A 23,458-nucleotide genomic window follows, 5' to 3' on the forward strand; every position below is an offset into this window, starting at 1 on the left:
CTACCCTATGTTATTATTAGGTTAAGGCGCGCGTTTTTCTTGCGCAATCAAGATTTGTTGCTTATATTTGCAACGTGAAACTTATAAACCATAAAGTTATGAAGAAAATCGTCCTAACCCTGGCCATAGCCTTTACAGCTGTTAGTGCCAACGCTCAGTTCCTGTTCCGCATCAGCGGCAAGAAAATCAAAGAGCCATCTTATATCCTCGGATCAGTACATACATTGCCCGGCTCTCTGCTCGACAGTATCCCCGAATTTGTCGAGGCCGAATCGAAATGCCGTCAGCTTTATGCCGAGTACGATATCAGCAGTCAGCAATCCATGGCCCAGGCACAGGCTGCAGGACAGCAGGCTATCAGTCTGCCCGAAGGAAAAAACATCTTCGACGTACTGAATCAAGACCAGATAGACCTGTTGAACAAGCGCTTTAAAGAGACTTTCCAAGTGAACTTTACCGACTCGGTGATGAAAACCGTATGGAACTATCAGCCCAATGTGCTGATGGCTACATTCAGCTTGGTGTTTACAAGTCAGGAGATGCAGAAACATCCCGAGTTAGGCATGACCGGCACGCCGATAGACATGTTCTGCATCAATCGTGCCAAGGAGCGCGGATTAAGTTTCGGACAGCTCGACGAGGTTCAGCCCGAGGATAAGCTGAAAAAGATGCGCGACTCGCTGAATGCCAAGATCGACGTACAGGTTGACTCGCTGGTAGCCTTCCTGAGCGACATGGAGCATCGCAGACAGATGATAGCCGACGAGCTGAACACGGTAGCCAAGACCGGAACCTATTGGAAAGAGGGCGATTACGACAGTTTTGCCCATTCGGACTACTGGCTTTCGCAGATTAACAAGCAGCCCGAACTGTTTAAGGCCCGCAACGAGCGATGGTTGCCCAAAATAAAAACCGCCATTACCGAAACACCCACTTTGTTTGTATTCGGCGCAGGACATCTGATTGGTCAGTCGGGCGTTATTCAGCTGCTGCGCAAAGAGGGTTATAAAGTAGAACAAATAAAGAGAAAATAATGAAAGTACTTACAGTTAACTACTCGAAAAAGCTGCCCGCAATAGGACTGCTGATTCTTGTTCCATTGGTTGGCGTTGTGGCATATTTTTCTATGCGCAACGAAGACGCCTTCAGGTTCGTTTGTGCATTCGCTGCTGCCATGTTCGTTAATTTAGCAATCGAACTGATCAGAGGTTGGCGTCGCATCGTTGTCAACGACGAGTGCGTAGAGGTGAAAAGCAGGTATAAGTGGACGGTCTGCTTCCGCGACGTAGAGGATTTCTATCCCGTAACCTATAAAGGTCAGTACCTGATAGGCATACACTACAAGCAGGAACACGAGAATTATCGTACGGACGAGTATCTGGACGAAACCCGCGCAACACGCATGGCCTATAAACTCAGTCCCGGCGCTCCCTACGAAATCCCCACGCGCTACTTGGACATCAAGCCCCAAGAGCTACTGAAGCAACTAAACGAGAGATTACATCTACAGAAAATAACAAGCCGCACAGAATAGTGCGGCTATTTTTTGCTTACCAAACCTGCCAGGCATCAATCTCTTTAAACAGTCGGCCTAGAGAGCGCTCACAATCCTCGGGATACGTCAGGTTTTGAACAAACCAGAGTTTACGGTGGCGTACAAACTTGGCATAAAAGCGGCGCCCGGTAATCAGCCCCGTGTCACTATGCAGCGAGCCTGAAAGAATAAAGAAGTTCTTACCCTTGCGCTGGTGTGCGGCGTGGAGCTCGGCTGCGTATTTGATGGCAGCCTGATCAACGCTGAGCGAATCGGTATTAGACAGAACGAAAGCCGACTGCACAATCTCGATGTTGTCCTGCCAGAAACTGAATCTGCAGCAGCCTTTCTCCATCAGCGAATCGTCGGAAGGTTCAAAAAACATCGGGTATTTAATGGTATAATCGTAATCATCATCGTGATAAGTCAGCAGCCGCGTCTGCAGTATCGCCCGCTCCAACTTCTCGGCCAACGGACGGTCAACGCAGCCTGCACAGTTCGACATATAAACCATCAAGACTACAAATGCCCCAAACGCCAAGAATAAGAACTTCTTCATAATCAGTTAGTTACTTTTGCTGATACCGCCTACTACATCGCTGTTTTCGATGGAGTACTCGGTCTTCTTAACACTTGATTTGAGCGAGCCAAATCGCCAAGAGGCTGAGATAGAGAACGAGCGATTACGATTCCACGAGCGTTCGATGCCTGTGAAGTCGCCATTAACGGTCTCGGCCTCCATATACCAATACTTATTGAATGGTGCATTAGCAGTGAAGCGAACGGTAAGGCGGTCACCCTTAAGAAATGAGCGCTGCAGCGAGGCGTAATAGTTTAAATAGCTATGCTGCACATAATAGACACTGGACGGACTATGCCCTAACTTGCCATAGGCGCTTACACTGAGGCGCAGTTTGAGGGGCAGACGCTGCTGAAGACTAAGACTGTAGTTATCGCTCCAACCATGATTGCGATATCCTAGATTAGGATTTTCGTAATGTTCGTAGCGTAAGTTATTGTTGAGCACAAGCGTTGTGGTATCGAAGGGTTTCCACTGCACATACTGCTCTACTGAGATACGGCGATAGCGCAGAATGTTATCGTATGTAGAATAACGAATATCATCCTTAGCTGTAACTATCGAACTTATGCCACTGCTGTAGGCGTTATAACCAGGAGCCAGTTGCAATGTAAGCTTAGGCATTATATAGCTATAAACCAGACTGATTCGCTGTGTGTGCGAGCTAGAGAGCTGAGGATTACCTTGACTGACAGATGTTGGCGACACGTTTACTGCAGGATTGAGGTAAGAGATACCTGGGCGATTGATACTGGTAGTGTAGTTGAGTTTCAACGACTGCGCATCGGTGAGCTGATACTTCAGCGTGGCCTGAGGAACCCAGTCGCCAAGATGCTTATCGAACGCAGTACCTTTGCCATCAGGATAGCTGCCACGCATGTAACTATACTCATAGCGCAAACCTGCTCGGGCTGAGAACTTAGCGGCACGGAAAATATAGTCGGCATAGCCCGCAATTACACGCGTGGTATGCTGGAATTCATCAGAGGTATTGGTATCGATATCATAGAAGGTTTGTACACTACGACTGCTGTTGTTGCGGTCGATATACTTGGCGCCAACCTCAAGCTGATGCCCGCGTCCCAACGGCCGCAACCAATCTACCTGAAAGGTGTGTTCAGTAAAGCGCTCGCGCTCACGCATCAAACTTCCTGTATATGGGAAAGAAACATCGTTTAACTCGGTGTAGGTACTCTCTTGATCGGTATGCTGGCGGGTAAGGGCAAGCATATACGACATCGTTAGTCGCTCGCCATCAAGGTGGGTCTTGTGCTGATAGTCGAATCGTCCATTCCATGAATGGTGGTTGTAACCAGGCATCCAATAGCTGTTATTATAGCTATAAAGCTGCTTACCAGCGGAATTGAGCAGTTGGTTGTAGCCATCACCCTGAACATTGAGCGTATAGAAGTAACCACCAAATGACGCCGAGATCAGATTAAGCGAATCTATATCGTAACTGGCATCGATATCTGCAAAATGGATATTGCCTGGATTAGAACCCTCAGAACCAGAAAGAGTAGTATTGCCAGTATCGAGATAGGTGCGAGAATTCTCTACACGATTATAGCTGTCACGCTTAGTCATGCCGTTATAGCCATAGTCAACAGAGAGCATCAGTTTACCCAGTTGACTGGTAAGCGATGAATAGAAGTTGGGATGACCTAGTGTGTTAAGCGAACTTGATACAACGCCTGTGACACCCTGCATTTTAGTATTTGTAAGCGTTACTATATTCAGCACCGCTTCTACACCCTCTGCATCTTCGCGGGCACCCGGGTCGGTAATCACCTCGATACGCTTTACCACAGAAGCGGGCATCGACTTAAAAACCTCTTTGGCATTCTTGGTAAGACTGGGATCCAAGTGCCCGTTTTTATAAACCTTGAAATTGCTATTACCCTTTACCTGAATATTATCCTGTCCATCAACACTTACCATAGGTACCTTTCGTAGCATGTCCATCACTGTTTGTGTTTTGGCTTCTTCATCGTGCTGCACATCGTAGGCCACGCGGTCGATATCCTGTTTAATCAATTGGCGCTGGGCTTTTACTACTACGCCATCCAACTCTTTATTCCAGGTAATGGAATCGTTGTTATTCACTGCTGTGGTGTCGGGGACCTGCTGGGCCATCGTTGCCAAAGGGCACACCAACAACAGGAATGTAATCAGTAAGTTTACATTCTTCATTTTGGTTCTATAAAATTTGGTCTTTAAAAATCTCTTCATACTTGCACGCATTTTGTAATGTTGGTGCAAAGGTATGAAGAGTATATAAAGAGAGAGAATTATTTGGCTGACATTTGTCTGACAATTCGCTGACAACGAGCGAACTATCTGAATTTCAGTCGTTTATTTTTTTAGTCGTTCGATGCACATATCGAACAGATTCTGGATAAAATCGTCGCCGGTGACCTCTTTCAGCTTCTTGATCTCGCTGATAACCAACTTCTTTTCGTCGGCCTCAAGTCCATCTGCGTTCTTGCAGAGATTATAAATCGAGGTGGCGTGATGGGTAGCGGTATTGCCATCGGGATTCTTCAGGAAGAACTTCTTGTAGGTGTTGAACTCGCTGAGCCAGATATACGACGACTTGGGAACATCGATAGAATCGAGATTGAACTCTAAGCGATTGTTAAAACCTTTGATATTCTCGAGCTGGTCGCCTACTGACTCCATAATCTCGTCGATCTTCAGCGGTTCCCCATTTATAGTAATGCTTTTTATGCGACGCTTACCATTGGAATGGCTTGCTTCGGGCTTCAGGGCGTAGGTGATGGCCAGGCGCATGATGGTTTTGCTGTCTTTCTCAACCCAGTCCATCGCATAGCAATAACGATATTTCTTGGTAGCATCATCCTTATCGGTGAAGCAGGCATACACGTAATTAGCGCCATCCTTGCCGCCTATAGCTACCGACTGCTTGCCATCGCCTACAGCAATCTCTACGCGACTATAGTTGAGAACCGTACGGAAAGATTCTTTCATTTTCTTGTTGCCGCCGTACATCAGGACGTCTTCGTTATTGTTCTGCGTACCGGTACGATAGGTGTAAGCAGCATCCTTATCCTTCTCGAAAGCCTCCTGGATATTCTTGATGTGCTTACGTGCCTGAGCCGAAGCTAAGGTAAAGTCGTACACATCGGCCTGGGCTGTTTTTCGTTCCGTTTCGGGGTCGCGCTCCAAGGTGTGCTGCGTCTTGGTTTCTACAATCTTATCCTTCAGCAGGGCATCAAATGCCTTCTGAATGTTCTGCTGCGCCATCAAAGTTGAGGGCAGCGCTATCAGCATGGCCGACAGAATTAAGTTTTTACTCTTCATATGCAATAAAATTTGTTTGTTCGTTAATATATACTATGGTACCATCTTCTTGCATCACGGGAATGTAGCCGTAAGCGGCCATCTTCGCCTCTATCATCTCGTCTTCAGCCTGTGCCTGGGCTTCAACTTGTGCCATCAGAGCGTAGGCCTTATCAATATCATGGATAGTGGGTACTATCTTGCGCTTACTGCGCTTCTTGGCGGGGGCAGGCTGGACAGCCGCTTTGGGTGCCAACAGCGTATCGGCATGAACCGTCTCGTTTCGGGGCTGCACCATCTCGGTTTCCGACTGTACCGTTGTGGTATCGGCCTGAGCGGTGAGCGATGCTGCGGGCATCAACTCGGACTGATGAGCGGGTATGGCCAGATACACCACACCGGCTACAACGGCTGCAGCTGCCAGGCTCCAAACCATCCAACGGCGACGGTTTTCGGACTTCTGCTCTGCAGCGGGCTGATCTGCGGCGGGCTGCTCGATAACAGGCTGCTCATCGGTGGGCTGCATGGCCTCGATCTCCTGGAACAGCTGCTGGTAGCAGGTCCACTCCTCGGGGATGTTGTCGCCCTTGAAGTAGCTGCTCAGGATATCTTCATCGTCGAGCGTAGAAGTGCCGTCCATATATCTGGTAAGCAACTCCTGAATGTATTCCTTGGTGTACTGTATCATAACTCGTTTCGCTGTTTGATTTCTTGTAATAATGTTCGTCGGGCTCTGGCCAGCAGGGTACTTACCGATGTGGGCTCGATGCCTAACAGTTGGGCTATCTCCTCGTGACTGCGCCGCTCTACTTGTCGCATATATAATAAGGTGCGCTGTGTGGTGGGCAGCTGGGCCAGTCGGGATTGCAGCCATTGCTCGTTCTCCTTGCTCTCCAGCTCTTCGTGCGGACTGGTTGTGAGCCCCACCACGGTGGCCTCGTTGAGCATCTCGGTAGGTTTTCGCCTTTGGTGGTTTCGCAGCAGATGTTTCGACATCAGCGACACGATGGCCTCTACCGATTGGTATTGCTCCAGTTCATGGTGCATCTGCCACAGACGAAGCATCACATCCTGTGCGATGTCCTCGGCCTCTTCCTTACCCGCACCATAGTGGAGACTTACGCTGATGGCTTTTTCGCGCCACGTGCGGGCTATCTGTTCGAATGCACTTTTTTCCATTTACTTTTGCCTTACACTAATCAGACACATAAACGGTCCGAAACCAAACAAGCATTAACTGTATTTAACAAAAAAAATCTCCCCATACATGGTATGAAGAGATAAGGTTTATATGTGATAACTATTTGATTTTCAATTCGTAAGCTTTTCCGCGGTCGGCCTCAATCTTTAAATCTGAATGGGCCTCGATGATGGGCTTCAGGCGACGGATAAGGGTGTAAAGCGTTTCACTGGCATCATCCTTTTTAGGCCATAACGTGTCGCAGATTTCGGTTTTCGTCAGGCTGTGATTGGGTGAACGGAAAAACATCTCCATCAGCTGTAGCTGCATGGGCGTGAGTTTTACCACGCTGCCTTTGGCATCAACAATGTTACCATCCAGCAAAGCCAACCCGCCATAAAGTCCCTCGATCATCTGCCGGCGGTGCTGATACAAACAGAACATACCCCACAGCATGGCCAAGGTGCACAAAGCCAAAGCCGGGCGCTGCTCCGACATCGAGAAAATGGTAGCAGCTGAACATTGAGCCTCGCAACGGAACGAATGCTGACGGGTATCGACAGCCAGCAGGGCCTGACCACGCAAGGCATCTAACTGCAGATGGCGGTTAAACACTTTAATGGTGTCGGCAGTAATCACATCGCTCTGCTGCTCGTCGAGGGCAAAAGCCAAAGCCTGACTCATATCCTTCTGAACCAAACACTCGGTAGCGCGATAACTGCTGAAACTTGTAACTGCCGATGCGGCAATCAGCATGAGGAACACTAATACGGCGTATTTCTGTTTCATCTTCATCAAGGTTTATTATTCTGGTTGCAAAGATAAGCACTTTCGGGCAGTTAAGCAAGGCTTTTACATTATTTGGCACAAAAAAAATCCCGAGGGGAAACCCTCGGGACGCTGTGTCATAATAAATAATGATGCCTTACAGCATGTTATTAATTGTTATGATTTAATCTTTTTGAGTTATGCCTCAGCGGGAGCATCGATTGCCTCGAGAGCCTCAGCCTCGTCGGCAGCCTCAGCAGCCTCTGCCTCGTTAGCAGCAGCCTTCTTTGCATCAGCAGCAGCCTTGATGGCAGCCTCAGCATCAGCAGCAGCCTGCAGCTCAGCAGCATTCTCAGCAACTACCTTTACAGGGAGCTCAACGATAACCTCCTTGTGGAAGTGCACCAGAGCTACATAGTCGCCAACCTTCTTGGCATCCTTCATGGTGATGATCTTGCGATCAACCTCCTTACCCAGCTTAGCGAGCTCGTCGGCAACCTGAGCAGCACCAACTGAACCATAGAGCTGGCCAGTTACGCTTACCTTAGCGGCAACCTCTACAACTACACCATTGAGCTGAGCAGCCTTCTCCTCGGCAGCAGCCTTGAGGGCAGCCAGCTTGTGAGCCTGCTGCTTCAGGTTCTCTGCGAGAATCTTCTTAGCTGAAGGGCTAGCAATAACACCCTTACCCTGAGGGATGAGGTAGTTACGGCCATAGCCAGACTTTACATTCACGATATCGTTCTTGAATCCCAGACCGATAATATCTTCTTTCAGTATAATTTCCATAATCTTGCGTCCTCCTCTTTAATTATTTCATCAAATCGGTTACGTAAGGCAGCAGTGCGATCTGGCGGGCACGCTTAACGGCCTGAGCCACACGACGCTGATACTTCAGAGATGTTCCAGTGATGCGGCGGGGAAGAATCTTACCCTGCTCGTTGAGGAACTTCTTCAGGAACTCGGGATCCTTGTAGTCGATGTACTTGATACCGCTCTTCTTGAAACGGCAATACTTCTTCTTCTTTGTATCGATAGAAGGAGCTGTCAAATAACGGATTTCACTCTGTTCTGCCATAGTTTAAGCCTCCTCTTTTTTACCAAGCTTTGCACGACGCTTCTCGGCGTACTCAACTGCATACTTGTCAAGTTTAACAGTCTGGAAACGAATTACCTTCTCGTCACGACGGAAAGCTGTCTCCAATGTCTTAATCACTTCTGGCTCAGCCTTGAACTCTACCAGGCAGTAGAAACCTGTAGACTTCTTCTGAATAGCATAAGCCATCTTCTTCAATCCCCAGGCCTCTTCGTTGATGATCTCTGCACCCTTATCGGTGAGAACCTTCTTGAATTTTGCGGCCGTTTCCTTCATCTGTTCATCAGACAAAACGGGAGTTAAAATGAAAACGGTTTCGTATTGATTCATACTACTTAATAAAATAAATTAATAATGTTATTGCTTAAAGCGGGTGCAAAGGTACAAAATTTTTATTGAACATTGACCATTGACCATTGAACATTCCTATGATTTAAGAATATTTAATACTTTTCACCTTGTTTCTGTTGCCGAACGTGCAAAACAGCGCCTAAAACAATGAAAATCAGACCGGTAAGCAACACCAGGTTATAACGGGTGAGACCGGTAAAATAACTAACCAATAAAAGGAGAGCACCGGCCAAAACCAGTGCTACTCCCAAATATGCTTTTATGATTCCTCTTTTCACCATGCCCGGTTTACTCATCGTCTACCTCAGGAGTAATGAGCTTGTAGCCCTTACCATGAATATTGATAATCTCGATCTGTGGATCGTCCTTCAAGTGCTTGCGCAGCTTAGTGATGTAAACATCCATAGAGCGGGCATTGAAGTAGTTATCATCAATCCAGATAGTTTTCAGAGCGAAGTCGCGCTGCAGGATCTCGTTTGAGTGACTGCAGAGCAGAGCCAGCAGCTCGTTCTCCTTGGTGGTAAGCTTGGTCTGCTTCTCGCCAATCTGCAGCAACTGCTTCTGGGTATCGAAAGTGAACTGCCCCAGGCGGTAAACTGTAGACTCGCGGCTCTTCTTACCCTTTGTGCGGCGCAGAATAGCCTCAATACGGAACACGAGCTCCTCCATTGAGAAAGGCTTGGTGATGTAATCGTCGGCACCCAGCTTGAAACCTTCGAGGATATCCTCCTTCAGGGTCTTAGCTGTGAGGAAGATAATGGGCACGTCTGTGTTGGCAGAACGAATCTCCTGAGCGAGTGTGAAGCCGTCCTTCTTTGGCATCATCACATCGAGCACACAGATGTCGAATTTTGTCTTGAGGAAAGCCTTGAAGCCTGCCTCACCATCAGCACAGAGTTCTGCAACAAAGCCTTTGGCCTGCAAATACTCACGGAGCAGCATTCCGAGGTTCTCATCGTCCTCGCAAAGCAAAATCTTAATTTTGTCGTCCATCATCGTTAAATTTTAAAGTGTTATTGAATAAATTTTATTTGTATTATCACGTTTATTGTTCATCCTCTTTCAGGATGGGCAGCGAAATGCTAAAGGTGGTACCCTTGCCCAGCTCGCTCTCACACTTGATCTCGCCCTCGTGCAGGTTGATAATCTTCTTCACGTAGGCCAAGCCAAGACCGAAGCCTTTCACATCGTGCACGTTTCCTGTATGAACGCGGTAGAACTTCTCGAAAATCTTCTTCACATTCTCCTTCTTAATGCCCAGACCGGTATCGCGGATAGAGAAGCACAGACGATCCTTCTCGTTCCAGGTCTTGATATAGATATCGATAGGCTCATCGGGCTTGCGGTACTTCACAGCGTTGTCCATCAGGTTGGTGATAGCGTTCTGGAAGTGAACCTCGTCCACAAAGATAGCTGAATCCACAGCCTCGATATCGGTATAGATCTTACCACCGGTGTGCTCTACACGGAGCGAGAACGACTGGGCGATATTCTCAACCATCTCGTTCAGGTCGAGTTCCTTCTTCTTGAATACAATGCTCTTCTTATCGAACATCGACATCTGGAGTACCTTCTCAACCAGGAAGCGCAAGCGTTTCGACTCGTCGGAAATCACACCTCCCAGGTGCTTGGCCATCTGCTCCGACTTAACAACGCTGGGGTCGTTCATCATCTGGGCGGCCAGCGAGATAGAGGCGATAGGCGTCTTGAGCTCGTGGGTCATGTTGTTGATGAAGTCGTTCTTAATCTCGGTGAGTCGCTTCTGACGGAAGATGACCACGATGGTGAATAGGAACGTGAGCAGCAGCACGAAGGTAAAGATAACAGCCGGGATCATGAAACGCACACTTGAGAATATGTACGAGCTCATGTCGGGGAAGTGGATTTTTACCACACCCATCTTTGATGAGGGATCGTGACTGAACAGCGTTTGTGAGTAAACGCCCTCCTCGCCCTCGGATGAATATTCGGGACAACGGTACACCTCGCGACCATCGGCGGTCTCCACGCGGAAGTGGTATGGGATGTTAATACCGTTGTTGAGCAGTTCGGTACGGATATCCTGATCGAGCAGCTTAAAGTTGATGCGCTCCTTCAGAGGCTTATCGCTGGCGGTATAGAGGATATTGTAAACTACCTCGTCGAGCAGCGCCTTCTGATATACATAACGGTTGCGCACAATCTCCTGCAGCGACTTAGAGGCCTCGGAGATGCTATTCTTATCGGTACGCAGAATCATGGCCTTGGGCACGTTGGCGGGACGGATGGCAAACGTTTTGAGCTCGAAGCTTGAGTAAACGGTACCATCTTCGGCAGCTACAGCAAACTGATGCGAGTGCTTAATGGTGCCGTCGAGACCATCCACCATCACAGAGTCCTGCTTATAGGCCTTGCGCTCGGTTTCTTTCACATCCTTCTCGAGATAACGCAGGGTCTCGTTCATCTCCAGGTTACGCGATGCCTGATAGAGGCTACGCTTAACCGACTCGTCGAGCTGTTCCTTCTTCATCTTCGCCATCTCCTCGATGTACGAGATCTGAAGGTACAGAAGCCCTACAAATGAGAGGCCCATGACTATTGCTATGATCCAAATCGTACTTTTCTTCATATCGGTTGCAAAGATAAGCTATTTCTTAAAACGATGTACCGAATTTGTTAATTATTTCGGACCAATTTCGCATATTTAACAAGATTATGACATTTTAGTTGCAAATATGCAATTAAAAAAGAATCCCCGCTAACCAAATAGCAGGGATTCTATACACATTAGTGTGCGCAAATATGAAGCAAAAATATTAATCCTCGTCCTTCATCTCTTCCTCATGCTGCTTGATCAGTGCCTGCTGGATATCGTTTGGCACAAGCTCGTAGCTTGAGAAGCTGGTGGTGAACGATGCACGACCACCGGTGATAGAACTGAGGGCGATAGAGTAGCTTGAGAGTTCCTTGAGAGGAATCTTAGCACTCAGCTTCTGATAGCCTGCCTCAGAATCCATACCCATGATGATGGCACGACGGCCCTGCAGGTCGCTCATCACATCACCCATGTAGTCGCCAGGAACAAGCACCTCGAGATCGTAGATAGGCTCGAGCACCTTTGGACCGGCCTCCTTAAAGGCAGCCGAGAAGGCGTTACGGGCAGCAAGCATAAACGAAAGCTCGTTAGAATCAACCGGGTGCATCTTACCATCGTAAACAATCACGCGAACGTCGCGAGCATAAGAACCGGTGAGTGGGCCCTGCTCCATGCGCTCCATGATACCCTTAAGGATAGCAGGCATGAAACGCATATCGATAGCACCACCTACAACCGAGTTGATGAATACCAGCTTGCCACCCCAGTCGAGGGTAATCTCTTCCTTACCCTTGATGTTCATCTTGAACTCCTGACCGTTGATCTTGAACGATGTAGGATCGGGCATGCCCTCGGTGTAAGGTTCTACAATCAGGTGAACCTCACCGAACTGACCGGCACCACCCGACTGTTTCTTATGACGATAGTCGGCACGAGCCATCTTAGTGATAGTCTCACGATAAGGAATCTTTGGCTCGATATACTCGATCTGGATCTTCTCGTTGTTCTCCATACGCCACTTCAAGGTACGCAGGTGGAACTCACCCTGACCATGAACAATAATCTGGCGCAACTCCTTCGACTGCTCAACAACCCATGTAGGATCCTCCTGACGCATCTTCTGCAGAGCGGTCATCATCTTCTCGGTCTCGCTCTCGTTAACAGCCTTGATGGCACGAGAGAACTTAGAGTTAGGATACTTAATGAAGTTGAACTTATTCTCGACATCCTTACCATTCAAGGTGTTACCAGTCTTTACATCCTTGAGCTTAACGGTACAACCGATATCGCCAGCTACCAGCTGATCAACCTGAATACGGTTGGCACCGGCACAAGCGTAGATAGTACCCATGCGCTCCTTTGAACCACGATCGGCATTGGTAAAGTCGTCGCCGCTCTTAACGGTACCGCTCATTACCTTGAAGTAAGATACCTCGCCAATATGGGGCTCAACACCTGTCTTGAAGAAATAGAGTGATGTTGGTGCGCTAGCGTCGGCAGGAACATCCTGACCTGCAGCATTCTGGATAACAGGCATATCGCTTACAAAAGGAACCACGTTACCCAAGAACTCCATCAAGCGGCGAACACCCATGTCCTTACCTGCACAAACGCAGAATACAGGGAATATACTGCGTGTTACCATACCCTTACGGATACCCTCACGCATCTCGTCCTCGCTCAGGTCCTCGCTCTCAAAGAACTTCTCCATCAGTGTATCGTCGCCAGCGGCAGCAGCCTCAACCAGCTTTGTCTTCATCTCCTTAGCCTTCTCCAGCTGATCTGCTGGGATATCCTCGATGATAGGAGCACCACCCTCGGGTTTCCAAGAGTACTTCTTCATCAGGAGCACATCGATAACAGCATTGAAGCCAGGACCTGTGGCGATAGGATACTGAACGGGAACACAGTTAGGACCGTAGATCTCCTTGAGCTGATTGAGAATCTGATCGAAGTCGCAGTTCTCGCGATCCAGCTGGTTAACCAGGAAGATAACGGGTTTCTTGAGTTTCTCGGTATTGCGGAAGGCATTCATCGTCCCTACCTCGGGGCCATACTGACCGTTGATAAGAATAACAGCCTGATCGGTTACGTTCATAGCAGTAATAGAACCACCTACGAAGTCATCAGAACCTGGGCAGTCGATGATGTTAAGCTTCTTGTTGTTCCATTCTACATGAAAAACAGTTGAGAACACCGAGTAGCCATATTCCTGCTCAACAGGGAAGTAGTCGCTCATGGTGTTCTTACTCTCTACAGAACCGCGGCGCTTGATGATGCCTGCTTCGTAGACCATACTTTCGGCAAGAGTTGTCTTGCCGCTACCCGCACTGCCAATGAGTGCAATGTTTTTGATTTCGTTAGTTTGATATACTTTCATATCGTTTCAGTTTTAGGTGAATACTAATTTATCGGGCACTAAATTACTGATTTTTTGAGAAAACACCAAAAGATTCTTTTAAATATTAAACTAAATTAGTAATTTTGCGCCCAAAATGGCAGGTTTATACGTACATATTCCGTTTTGTAGCAGCCGATGTGTGTACTGCGGCTTCTATTCTACCACGGGGCTGGCGCTTCGCGAACGGTATGTTGATGCCATTTGCCAGGAGATGAGCACCCGCCCACAGACCGAGGGCGAACGTATCGGTACCATCTATCTTGGCGGCGGCACACCCAGTCAACTGTCGATCGCGCAACTGCAGAAAATCTTCCTATATATATATAAGGTGTATACGGTAGCCGACGATGCCGAAGTGACCATCGAGGTGAATCCGGATGACGTGACACCCGAATTGGCTGCCGCCCTGCAGCAAATGCCCATCAACCGCGTGAGCATGGGCGCACAGACATTTAACGATGAACGGCTGCATTTTCTGCGTCGCCGTCACTCATCAACCCAGGTACATCAGGCTGTGGAAACCTTGCGCCAGGCGGGATTCCAGAATATCAGCATCGACCTGATGTACGGCTTTCCCAACCAGACACTTGAAGAATGGCAGGCGGATATCGACGAGGCGCTGCAGCTGAACGTGGAGCATATCTCTACCTACTGTCTGATGTACGAAGAGGGCACCCCACTCTACCGGTTATTAGAGCAAGGCAAGGTGGCCGAGATTGACGAGGAGTTAGAGCGAAAGATGTACTTTACATTAATAAACAGCTTGGAATCAGCAGGTTATGAGCATTACGAGATATCAAACTTTGCCCATCCGGGCTATCGTTCGCGCCATAACAGCAGCTACTGGAAAGGCATACCGTATATCGGTATCGGTGCCGCCGCCCACTCGTTCGACATCCAAACACGCAGCTGGAACGTGGCCGATATCCAGCAGTACATCACCGCTATGGAACAAGGCGAGCGATGTTTTGAGGCAGAGACGCTAGACGAGGACACACGCTATAACGATGCCGTGACCGTGGCCCTGCGCACTTGCGAAGGCTTGGACCTGAGCACGCTGACCGACCAACAGCGCACCTACTGTCTGAAAAACGCCCAGCGCCATCTGGAGGCGGGATTGCTGAAACTAACCGACCAAAAAATATCGCTCACAAAAGAAGGACTCTTTGTAAGCGATATGATTATGAGCGACCTAATGCTGGTTTAAAGCTTCAGGCGTTTGATGGCGAAGTAGAAGTAAGCTATCAGCAACGGATAGCCCACATAATACAAGGTAGTGATGCTGAACACCACGTAGATAACAGCACAAACAGCTGCCAAACCTACCAGATACATGATGGCCTCACCCAGGGGCAAACGGTGGTACACATCATCGATGGTTGCTAACGACCAGATAATGAGCGCCCATACCGACGAAATGAATACGCCCAGCCAGAACGGCAACGCAAACGGATTGAGCGAGGGATGATAATAGAAATGTCGCCAGGTTTCGGGGGCAAACAGCTGGATGCTACTATACAGCACTGCCGACGAGGCTATGAGCAGACAGAGCGCTGTGGGATAGAACGAGGCGATATCATTAAAATGCACAATCTTACAACCCTTACGCATCAGGCGGCGCAAACCATAAGCGGCACCCGTGAGTACGCAGAAGGCCATAAACACCAACAGGTGCTTATCAGAGAAGTAATCGATAAACTGACTGATAGGATCATCAGGCGACACCTTTGAGAGAAGTTCGTTTTCGTGTACCCATCCAAAGGTAAGCTGATCGCGTGCCACCTTTACCCAAATGGAATCGATGGTATCGGTGGGTACCGTCTTGATATCGGCCACCACCACATGTTCGTTGCGGCGCAGAGTAATAGAATCCTTCTTCATCTCCTCGCCCATCGACTCGAGCTCGAACGTTACCACATCGGGCACCGACATATCCTCGGGCTGCTGCTCAACCACCACCAGCGAATCGCCCGTTACCACAAAATTGTAGTTCTGGGTGTAATGATGGGTGGTGTAGAACGAGATTGAGTCGAGCTGCTGCTCGGTCAGATCCCAGGCATCGGGTGTGATGGGGCCACGGTTATAGCAGCCACATAACAGGATGGAGACGAACAGGAGACTAACGAGTCGACGCATAGACGTTCATCTGACAATGTTGACAATCAAACTCAAGACGGAAACGGCGTCCATCGCCTAATACGAGAGAAAGCGGTTCGTGCCATGTGGGGCGCTTGCCGCCACGCTTTACACAGTAGCCCAACGAATAACGGATGCAATGACGGCACTGCATGATAGGTCCGTTGCCACCTTTCAGCTCATAGGCCGAAAGCTCATCGGTACCATAGAAGGCTGCCGACTGACGGTTGGAGATGTTATTCTGATAACTCAGCTTGTCTACACCTGGATTAGCACCCACCTTGGCCTGCTTTACCTGGCGCTGGGGCTGCACAAGGGCCTCGGCCAACTGGCGGCGCATATCGGTGAGCTGACTGTTGGGGATGAAATAATTAAAATCATCGGGTACGTTCACCTCCTGACACTCATAGATGGTATCGCCCAGCTTTGAGAGCTGACGAACCAGATTCTCGCGAGGCGACTTCTGGGCTATCTGGTGCTCGGCCGCAAAATGTACCGTTACACCATCGGCACTTAACTCAAAACCATCAGCCACAGCACGCAAGGCTATGCTTACAGGAATCTTACGCGTAGCGCTGGGCTTAGAGAGAATACGCTCGAACTCTTGATCGTTGTTACGATAGAGCGACATGCCCGGGCGCAAACCGGCAGGCATCTTAAAAGGATAGATGCGGTTACCCACCACACGGTTAGCACGAAAACCTTCGAACTGGCGGTCCTGATTCAGGAAGCACAAGCCGTCGCCATTAGCAAAGCTGGCGGTACCGGCCACATTAAAGCTATCGTGACGAATCTCCTTAACCTTACCCACAAACTCGCCCACAGCCTTTGGTGTATCGAACGAGGCGATATTGGGCTGACGACCGTTCATAAAGTAAGTGGTGTAGCCGCGGTTAAACGTACGATTGAGATTGGGCGTAAACGTATATTCGCAACGGCCCTTCGACGCACGACAATACTGATCGGCATGCTTACGGATAAAGGCGTTAAGGCGCTCGCTATAGGCAGCGGTAACGTTCTTAACGTAAGTAACATCCTTCAGGCGCCCCTCGATCTTAAACGATACGGCACCCGCCTCAATGAGTTTATCCAGATTATCGCTCTGGTTCATATCCTTGAGCGAGAGCAGGTAACGCTCGTGTTCAATCTCTACCCCATCAGCATCGACCAACGAGAAACGCATGCGACAGAACTGGGCACACTCACCACGGTTGGCGCTACGCTGGAAACAGTGCTGTGATGCATAGCAGATGCCCGAATAGCTGACGCACAAAGCACCGTGCACAAACACCTCGAGTTCGATATCAGGCACCTCGCGATGAATCTCGGCAATCTCTTCGGCCGAGAGCTCACGCGCCAGAACGGCACGCGAAAAACCTACCTGCTTGAGCCAACGTACCTTGTCGGCAGTGCGGTTATCGGTCTGCGTAGAAGCGTGAATCTCGAAAGGCTTATCCTGCATAAACTGCAGCAAGCCCATATCCTGCACCAGGATGGCATCAACACCAATCCCGGCCAGCTGGTTAATCAGTTTCTGCGCCTCGTCGAGCTCATGATCATACACAATAGTGTTGAGCGTAACATAGATTCTGGCGCCAAACTGATGGGCATAATCACAAAGTTGACGAATATCGTCGATACTGTTGCCTACGGCTGCACGGGCGCCAAACTTGGGCGCACCGATATAAACGGCATCGGCACCATGATCGATGGCTGCTATGCCGCATGCCAAATTCTTGGCTGGAGCTAAAAGTTCTAATGCAGTCACTAAGCTTACTTAATTTCGTCGATATTATACGGTGTTTCCTGATAAACGTAATAGTTTATCCAGTTGTTGTACAGCAGGTTGGCATGTGCACGCCAGGTTACTACTGGGGCGTTATCAGGATTATCATTGCGATAGTAATTCTTTGGCATATCCACATCGTCGCGGATACCACGATCACGCTTATACTCATTGTCGAGTGTGTTTGGCGCATACTCCAAGTGACCGGTAATGAAGAACTCACGACCACCGCGAGCCATCACCATGCTGACACCACTCTCGGGCGATTCGGCCAGCAGCGTAAGCTCAGGGTTGGCCAAAATATCCTCGCGATGTATCTCGGTATGACGACTGTGAGGCATCATAAACACATCGTCGAACCCACGGAAGATGGGCAGTTTGGTATCTACAGGTATCTGAGGGAAGATGCCGAACATCTTCTTTTCCAAGGGGTATTTGGGCACACCATAATGGTAATAAAGACCGGCCTGAGCAGCCCAACATATATATAAGGTACTGGTGACGTGGGTTTTGGCCCATGCAAAGATATCGGTAATCTCGTCCCAGTAGGTTACATCTTCAAAGTCCATCGTCTCTACAGGCGCACCTGTAATAATCATACCATCAAACTTCTCGTTGCGCATCGACTCAAAGTCGCGATAGAACATCATCATGTGCTCAATCGGCGTGTTCTTAGGGGTATGACTCTTTAACTTCATAAAGTTAATCTCCATCTGCAATGGTGTGTTTGAAAGCAATCTAACCAGATCGGTCTCTGTGGTTATCTTCAGAGGCATCAGGTTCAGAATCACAATCTTCAGCGGACGGATATCCTGTGTTGTTGCCCGCGAGTTATCCATCACAAAGATATTCTCGTTCTTCAGAATATCAATAGCGGGCAGTCTGTCTGGTAATCTTAGTGGCATTTCTTATTTTTCCTCTCTTTTTTAGAATTGCAACACACAGCACGACACGTTGTCCAAGCCTCCAGCAGCCACAGCGGCATCGCAGAGGTTATTGGCGTCAGAACCTTCGGCAAGAAGTGTGTAGATAATAGAATCGGGCAACATATCGGTCAGGCCGTCGCTGCACAGCATGTAAACATCGCCCTCCTTGATATCGTCGGTTATGTTCACGATATCGATAAACGAGCTTGTAGCACCGCCACCGATACAGTTAGTGATAACGTTAGAATGCTGCGAAGAGCCGAGCATGTTACTGAGCGAGTGATCGGATGTAAGCTGGGTAAGGTCGCCATCGCGGAAACGATACAAGCGACTGTCGCCACAGTTCAGTGTATAGAACTTGCCCTCGTAGAAAGCCAAGCCCACCAATGTGGTACCCATACCTTTATACTGCTCGTCGGAGCGACCCTTTGAATCAATGATGTTGTTGATGGAGTCTAACCAATCCTCAAACTTATCCTTGAGGGATTCGGGGCTAAGACCTGTGGGCAGATCGTGAAAATAGAACTCCAGGTTATGCAGTGCATCGCTACTGGCCACATCGCCACGATTATGCCCCCCCATACCATCGGCCACAGCCATGATATAACGGTCACTATTGGTCAGGTCTACGCGTGTGCTAAAAGCATCATTCCTCACGAAATGACTGCCAAGCAGCACCATGTCTTCGTTCTGACTACGCACGCAGCCTACTTTACTGGCTGCTGTCATGTGTATTGTTATCATTGTTTTTAAATATTACTATCTTATTACTACTTGAAGGTTGACGTTGGCAATCGACAGCACGTCGCCATTCTTCAACGGGTTCTCAGTCTCAGGCTGAATAGGATTCTGATTAATCCTGGTACCGTTTGACGAGTTCATATCGATAACAAACCAACCTGCGCCTGATTTGTACTTGAGCTGGGCATGAATACCCGATACGTACGAATTCTGCTCGAAGAACTGAATGTACGGACCCTTACGGCGACCGATAATGGCACCGTTCATAGCTGTGATACGTATATTGAGACTTTCGTTAACCAACGTCATCATCGGCATGCTTGAACGCCCAGCACCTGCCTGAGCTATAGAGATAGCAGGACCTACCGATATGCTGGCAGCAATGTTCTGCGCATTGGATGTGCGTGGTGATACAGGCTGCTGCTGTTGTTGTGCTGGTGGTACATTTGCGGCGCGAGATACTGAGGCACTTGGTGTAACGCTGATGTTAACACCAGGGCGCACAGCTGCCCCTACCCCAGGATTAGCGGTAGGTCTACCCATCGGATTAGCCATCGGGTTGCCCATGGGAGTAGCCATGGGATTTGCTCCGGCATTGGCTGCTGCCATGCTACCTGCAGGCAAAGCCATCATGCCGCCGCAACGTGTGCAACGACGTCCAAGCCCCACATGACCGCACTGCTTACAGAACAGCAACTGCTGTCCACATTGGTCGCAGTAATGTGAATCGTCTTCTATTTCTTCTTTACAAGCTGGACAAATAATCATATTTCGTTAAATATCTTCTGGTAGTATAATCTGATATGTTTCCTTTGTAACCTGATCGGCCGGCAACGCTGATACACGCTCCGACAAGTGCTGGATGGTAGAATCGAGCAGGTTGCGCATCTCACGGGCATTACCCCACGACTCGGTCTTGGTAAGAACCATCTTATAGATCTTGTCGAGTGCCTTAAGCTCAGCCTCAGGCGTAAACTGATACTGCTCCTTCTGGGCCATGTGCTTGTAAATAGCCAGCAGCTCATCAGGATCGTAGTCGTCGATGTGCAACTTGTGGGTGAATCGGCTGGCCAGTCCGGCGTTCATCATCATGAACTCCTCCATCTTATCCTTATAGCCTGCAGCGATAACCACGAACTTACCGCGATCGTCCTCCATACGTTTCATCAGCGTGTCGATAGCCTCCTTGCCGTACATATCGCCGCCATCGCTCAGGGTGTAAGCCTCGTCGATGAACAGGATACCACCCATGGCCTTATCGCACATGCTGTTTACAATCTTTGGTGTTTCGCCCATGTACTTACCAACCAACGTAGCACGACTGGCCTCGATGACACGCGATGTGGGCAGGATGTCCATGGCCTGAAGTATCTCACCCATCTTGCGGGCAATAGATGTTTTACCTGTACCCGGATTACCCGTAAGCACAAAGTTCATCGACATCTGCTGAACACTACCAGCACCCATAGCAGCACGCTGCTTCATGAACATGCTCTGTACGGCCAAGCGACGGATAGAATCCTTGACTGAGCGCATACCAATGAACTCCTCGAGCTCGTTGAGCACCACGTCGAGCGGACGTGCGGTCTCGCCCTGCGACAGAGGAAGATCTGCGGTGGTGAGCGCAAACATGTCGCTCTCCTTGAAGTCGGGACTGGTCATCTGCTTTACCAGACGCTGACTCTGTCGCTCAACAGCCTCGTTGAAGATGCGACGTGCCTCACGGGCATTACCAAAGTTCTTGTCGCGACGCAGATAGAGCTGCTCGAACATACGGTGGATAGCCGCCTTGGTCTCCTCGTCGACGGTGAAGTTCTTGCCAGATGCGAGATGCAGGAAGATCTCCGTAAGCTCGTCGGGCGTATAGTCGTCGAAGTGAATAGTTTGTGTAAAGCGACTCTTCAAGCCAGGGTTGGTATCGATAAAGTCGTGCATCTGGTCGGTATAACCAGCCACGATACAGATAAACTTGCCACGATCATCCTCCAAGCGTTTCAGCAGCGTGTCGATAGCCTCAGCACCAAAGCTGTCGCCATCGTTCGACTTCAGTGTATAAGCCTCGTCGATAAACAGTACACCGCCCATGGCTTGATCAACCAGTTGGTTGGTCTTGATGGCTGTCTGACCCGAGAAGCCTGCCACCAGTTTAGAGCGGTCGGCCTCAACCAATTGTCCGCGAGCCACAACACCCAACGTCTTAAAGATATCGGCCATGATACGGGCTACTGTGGTTTTACCCGTACCAGGGTTACCGGTAAACACATAGTGCTTGCCCTGGAAGGTGTTGGTTTCGCCACGTGCAATCTGCAGATTCAGGAAGGCTGCCAGGTTGGCAATCTCCTTCTTCACACCCGAGAGACCAACCAGACCGTCGAGTTTCTTCAGACAGTCGTCGACGCTTACGGTCTGTGGTGCATCGTATGGGATATCGTCGCGTACGATGGTCATGAGCTCCTCGTTGCTCATCGCAGAAATATTTGCACCCTGCAGGCGCTGCGCCTGCTTCTTGCAAATCTGGTCGAAGAGCGTACGCATGGTACGACCATTGGCAAAGTCCTTGTCGCGCGAGTCGTACATCTCCTTGATCATCTTCTGAGTAAGTGCCTGTGCGTCCGGCGAGAAGATATACTTCTTCTGCTTGGCAAATACCTGCATAATCTCGAACAGCTCGGCTGGCGAGTAGTCCTTGATATCGAGGAAGTAATTGAAACGGCTGCGGAAACCTGGGTTCACACGGAACAGGTTCTCCATCTCCGTGCGATAACCAGCGGCAATCACGATAAACTGTCCGCGATCGTCCTCCATACGTTTCATCAGTTTCTCCAAAGCCTGAGCGCCCTGAGCATCACGATCGCCCGACGCACTCACAGGCGCCAAGGTATAGGCCTCATCCACAAACAGGATACCGCCCTTGGCCTTATCGCAAAGGGCATCAACCACCTTGGGGGTTTCGCCCTGATACTGACTTACCATCTTGGCACGATCCACCTCTACTACATGTCCGCTATCCAGATAGCCGATGGCAGCCAGGATTTCGCCCAACTTACGGGCAATAGTGGTTTTACCCGTACCTGGGTTACCAGTAAGAATAATGTGCATCGACATTTTCTCCTGCTCGCCAAGTCCACGCTCGGCACGCTGCATGGCATTCTGTACCGAGTAGGCCATCTCTTTTACAGCAGCCTTTACCTCGTCCATACCGATGTAGCTGTCCAGATCGCGCAGGATATCCTCCATCGATCGCTCCTCGGGTACATATCCCGTTATGTCGCTCAACTCTACCTTTGTAGCATTGGCGCCACGACTGATGTATTGGGTAAAGATATTCTCGGCAGTTTTATTGGCCAAGTGTCCGTTACCAAAGGTCTCGTCCTTAATCTTCACCTGATATTTAAAGAAACGCAACAACTGTTTATCAGCTTCGGGCGAGAACTCCTGTATGCCATACTTGAGCTGCAGGTTCAGCTTACATATCTCTGTAAGTTCCTGAAAGTTTGGTGTGGTCATACGGAAGGTATACTTGAAACGGTTGGCTACGGCTGGGTTGCTCTCCAGGAAGTCCTCCAAACCCTTTGAGAGTCCGGATATAATCACAATGGGGTTATCCTCCCATTTGTCCATCTCAACAAACAGTTTGTCGAGCGGGTTCACCTGGTTAGAGTACTTATCGGGCAACAACTTCTGCACATTGTCGAAGAACAATATACCATTCTTTGCTTTCTTGATATTTTCATCCCATTTGTCGACGAATCGCTGGTAATCTACGGCATCTACCATCATCAGCTGTGGTTTCTCGATAATTTTATGCTGATAGAAATAATCGCGCAGGATCTCAGCTAGTGCAGTCTTACCCGTACCAGTATCACCAATCACAATGGCATTGAGCGAGATACGGGCTTTAGAGATATCCTTGCGAGAGCGCAGAAACGTATAGGTATCGACGATGGTCTTGAGCTGGTTTTTCACCTCGTCGAGGCCAACCAGCTTATCAAGCAAGTCAGTAGTAACAAGCTGCTGTCCGCACCACTTGCAGAACTTTGCTTTGCTTCTGTTTTCTTTATGACAATTCTGACAAACCATT

General features: G+C 49.1%; 22 protein-coding genes. 3 read left to right on the forward strand and 19 right to left on the reverse strand.

Annotated features, from left to right (window positions below; translation table 11 throughout):
* The first annotated feature begins 98 nt into the window (after positions 1-98).
* Positions 99-1,034, forward strand: coding sequence for a TraB/GumN family protein (locus tag BLU97_RS10320; protein ID WP_074761511.1), 936 nt, complete (start codon positions 99-101; stop codon positions 1,032-1,034).
* Positions 1,034-1,534 (forward strand): STM3941 family protein, encoded by a 501-nt coding sequence (locus tag BLU97_RS10325; RefSeq protein ID WP_074761512.1) that lies wholly within the window; start codon positions 1,034-1,036, stop codon positions 1,532-1,534. The genes BLU97_RS10320 and BLU97_RS10325 overlap by 1 nt, the downstream gene beginning before the upstream one ends.
* 16 nt (positions 1,535-1,550) lie before the next feature.
* On the opposite strand, the gene BLU97_RS10330 is transcribed toward BLU97_RS10325, so the two are convergent.
* The 13 genes from BLU97_RS10330 to BLU97_RS10390 form a co-directional block, all read right to left on the reverse strand.
* Positions 1,551-2,093, reverse strand: a complete 543-nt coding sequence (locus BLU97_RS10330; RefSeq protein WP_139209002.1) for a hypothetical protein — start codon at positions 2,091-2,093, stop codon at positions 1,551-1,553.
* Between the two features lie 6 nt (positions 2,094-2,099).
* Positions 2,100-4,346, reverse strand: coding sequence for a TonB-dependent receptor domain-containing protein (locus tag BLU97_RS10335; protein ID WP_175456364.1), 2,247 nt, complete (start codon positions 4,344-4,346; stop codon positions 2,100-2,102).
* Between the two features lie 123 nt (positions 4,347-4,469).
* A complete protein-coding gene (locus BLU97_RS10340) occupies positions 4,470-5,438 on the reverse strand; it encodes a hypothetical protein (protein WP_074761514.1) in 969 nt (322 codons plus the stop codon).
* Positions 5,428-6,105 (reverse strand): hypothetical protein, encoded by a 678-nt coding sequence (locus BLU97_RS10345; RefSeq protein ID WP_074761515.1) that lies wholly within the window; start codon positions 6,103-6,105, stop codon positions 5,428-5,430. The genes BLU97_RS10340 and BLU97_RS10345 overlap by 11 nt, the downstream gene beginning before the upstream one ends.
* Positions 6,102-6,596 carry an RNA polymerase sigma factor gene (locus BLU97_RS10350; protein ID WP_074761516.1) on the reverse strand — a complete coding sequence of 165 codons (495 nt, stop codon included), beginning with the start codon at positions 6,594-6,596 and terminating at the stop codon, positions 6,102-6,104. The genes BLU97_RS10345 and BLU97_RS10350 overlap by 4 nt, the downstream gene beginning before the upstream one ends.
* Positions 6,597-6,717: 121 nt before the next feature.
* On the reverse strand, positions 6,718-7,386 hold the full coding sequence (locus BLU97_RS10355) for a helix-turn-helix domain-containing protein (RefSeq protein ID WP_074761817.1): 669 nt from the start codon (positions 7,384-7,386) through the stop codon (positions 6,718-6,720).
* A 177-nt stretch (positions 7,387-7,563) separates the two neighbouring features.
* Entirely contained in the window at positions 7,564-8,154 is a 591-nt protein-coding gene (gene rplI, locus BLU97_RS10360; protein WP_013064329.1) for a 50S ribosomal protein L9, read from the reverse strand.
* 22 nt (positions 8,155-8,176) lie between these two features.
* Positions 8,177-8,443, reverse strand: coding sequence for a 30S ribosomal protein S18 (rpsR, locus tag BLU97_RS10365; RefSeq protein ID WP_013064765.1), 267 nt, complete (start codon positions 8,441-8,443; stop codon positions 8,177-8,179).
* 3 nt (positions 8,444-8,446) lie between these two features.
* Positions 8,447-8,791, reverse strand: coding sequence for a 30S ribosomal protein S6 (gene rpsF / locus BLU97_RS10370; protein WP_013063574.1), 345 nt, complete (start codon positions 8,789-8,791; stop codon positions 8,447-8,449).
* Positions 8,792-8,904: 113 nt separating this feature from the next.
* Positions 8,905-9,108, reverse strand: a complete 204-nt coding sequence (locus BLU97_RS10375) for a hypothetical protein (RefSeq protein ID WP_081352980.1) — start codon at positions 9,106-9,108, stop codon at positions 8,905-8,907.
* Complete coding sequence (locus tag BLU97_RS10380) at positions 9,101-9,805, reverse strand: response regulator transcription factor (RefSeq protein ID WP_013063842.1); 705 nt, start codon at positions 9,803-9,805, stop codon at positions 9,101-9,103. Before BLU97_RS10380 ends, BLU97_RS10375 begins: the two co-directional genes overlap by 8 nt.
* A 52-nt stretch (positions 9,806-9,857) precedes the next feature.
* The gene (locus BLU97_RS10385; protein ID WP_074761517.1) at positions 9,858-11,420 is read right to left on the reverse strand and encodes a sensor histidine kinase; all 1,563 of its coding nucleotides are present in this window, start codon (positions 11,418-11,420) and stop codon (positions 9,858-9,860) included.
* 187 nt (positions 11,421-11,607) lie between these two features.
* On the reverse strand, positions 11,608-13,767 hold the full coding sequence (locus tag BLU97_RS10390) for an elongation factor G (RefSeq protein ID WP_074761518.1): 2,160 nt from the start codon (positions 13,765-13,767) through the stop codon (positions 11,608-11,610).
* 115 nt (positions 13,768-13,882) lie between these two features.
* On the opposite strand from BLU97_RS10390, the gene hemW reads away from it, so the two are divergent.
* Positions 13,883-14,995, forward strand: coding sequence for a radical SAM family heme chaperone HemW (hemW, locus tag BLU97_RS10395; protein WP_074761519.1), 1,113 nt, complete (start codon positions 13,883-13,885; stop codon positions 14,993-14,995).
* Here the strand turns inward: hemW and BLU97_RS10400 are convergent.
* Genes BLU97_RS10400 through BLU97_RS10425 form a run of 6 tightly spaced genes read right to left on the reverse strand, consistent with a single transcriptional unit; the run spans position 14,992 to position 23,457 of the window.
* A complete protein-coding gene (locus BLU97_RS10400; protein WP_074761520.1) occupies positions 14,992-15,924 on the reverse strand; it encodes a beta-carotene 15,15'-monooxygenase in 933 nt (310 codons plus the stop codon). The genes hemW and BLU97_RS10400 overlap by 4 nt on opposite strands.
* Complete coding sequence (locus tag BLU97_RS10405) at positions 15,908-17,692, reverse strand: peptidase U32 family protein (RefSeq protein ID WP_074761521.1); 1,785 nt, start codon at positions 17,690-17,692, stop codon at positions 15,908-15,910. The genes BLU97_RS10400 and BLU97_RS10405 overlap by 17 nt, the downstream gene beginning before the upstream one ends.
* A 5-nt stretch (positions 17,693-17,697) precedes the next feature.
* Entirely contained in the window at positions 17,698-18,615 is a 918-nt protein-coding gene (gene metA, locus BLU97_RS10410) for a homoserine O-succinyltransferase (RefSeq protein ID WP_074761522.1), read from the reverse strand.
* 21 nt (positions 18,616-18,636) lie between these two features.
* Positions 18,637-19,380, reverse strand: a complete 744-nt coding sequence (locus tag BLU97_RS10415) for a PP2C family protein-serine/threonine phosphatase (RefSeq protein WP_074761523.1) — start codon at positions 19,378-19,380, stop codon at positions 18,637-18,639.
* Between the two features lie 15 nt (positions 19,381-19,395).
* The gene (locus tag BLU97_RS10420; RefSeq protein WP_081352981.1) at positions 19,396-20,145 is read right to left on the reverse strand and encodes an FHA domain-containing protein; all 750 of its coding nucleotides are present in this window, start codon (positions 20,143-20,145) and stop codon (positions 19,396-19,398) included.
* Between the two features lie 6 nt (positions 20,146-20,151).
* Complete coding sequence (locus BLU97_RS10425) at positions 20,152-23,457, reverse strand: AAA family ATPase (protein WP_081352982.1); 3,306 nt, start codon at positions 23,455-23,457, stop codon at positions 20,152-20,154.
* Position 23,458: the final 1 nt, after the last annotated feature.

The organism is Xylanibacter ruminicola, from assembly GCF_900107775.1.
Taxonomy (GTDB): domain Bacteria; phylum Bacteroidota; class Bacteroidia; order Bacteroidales; family Bacteroidaceae; genus Prevotella; species Prevotella ruminicola_C.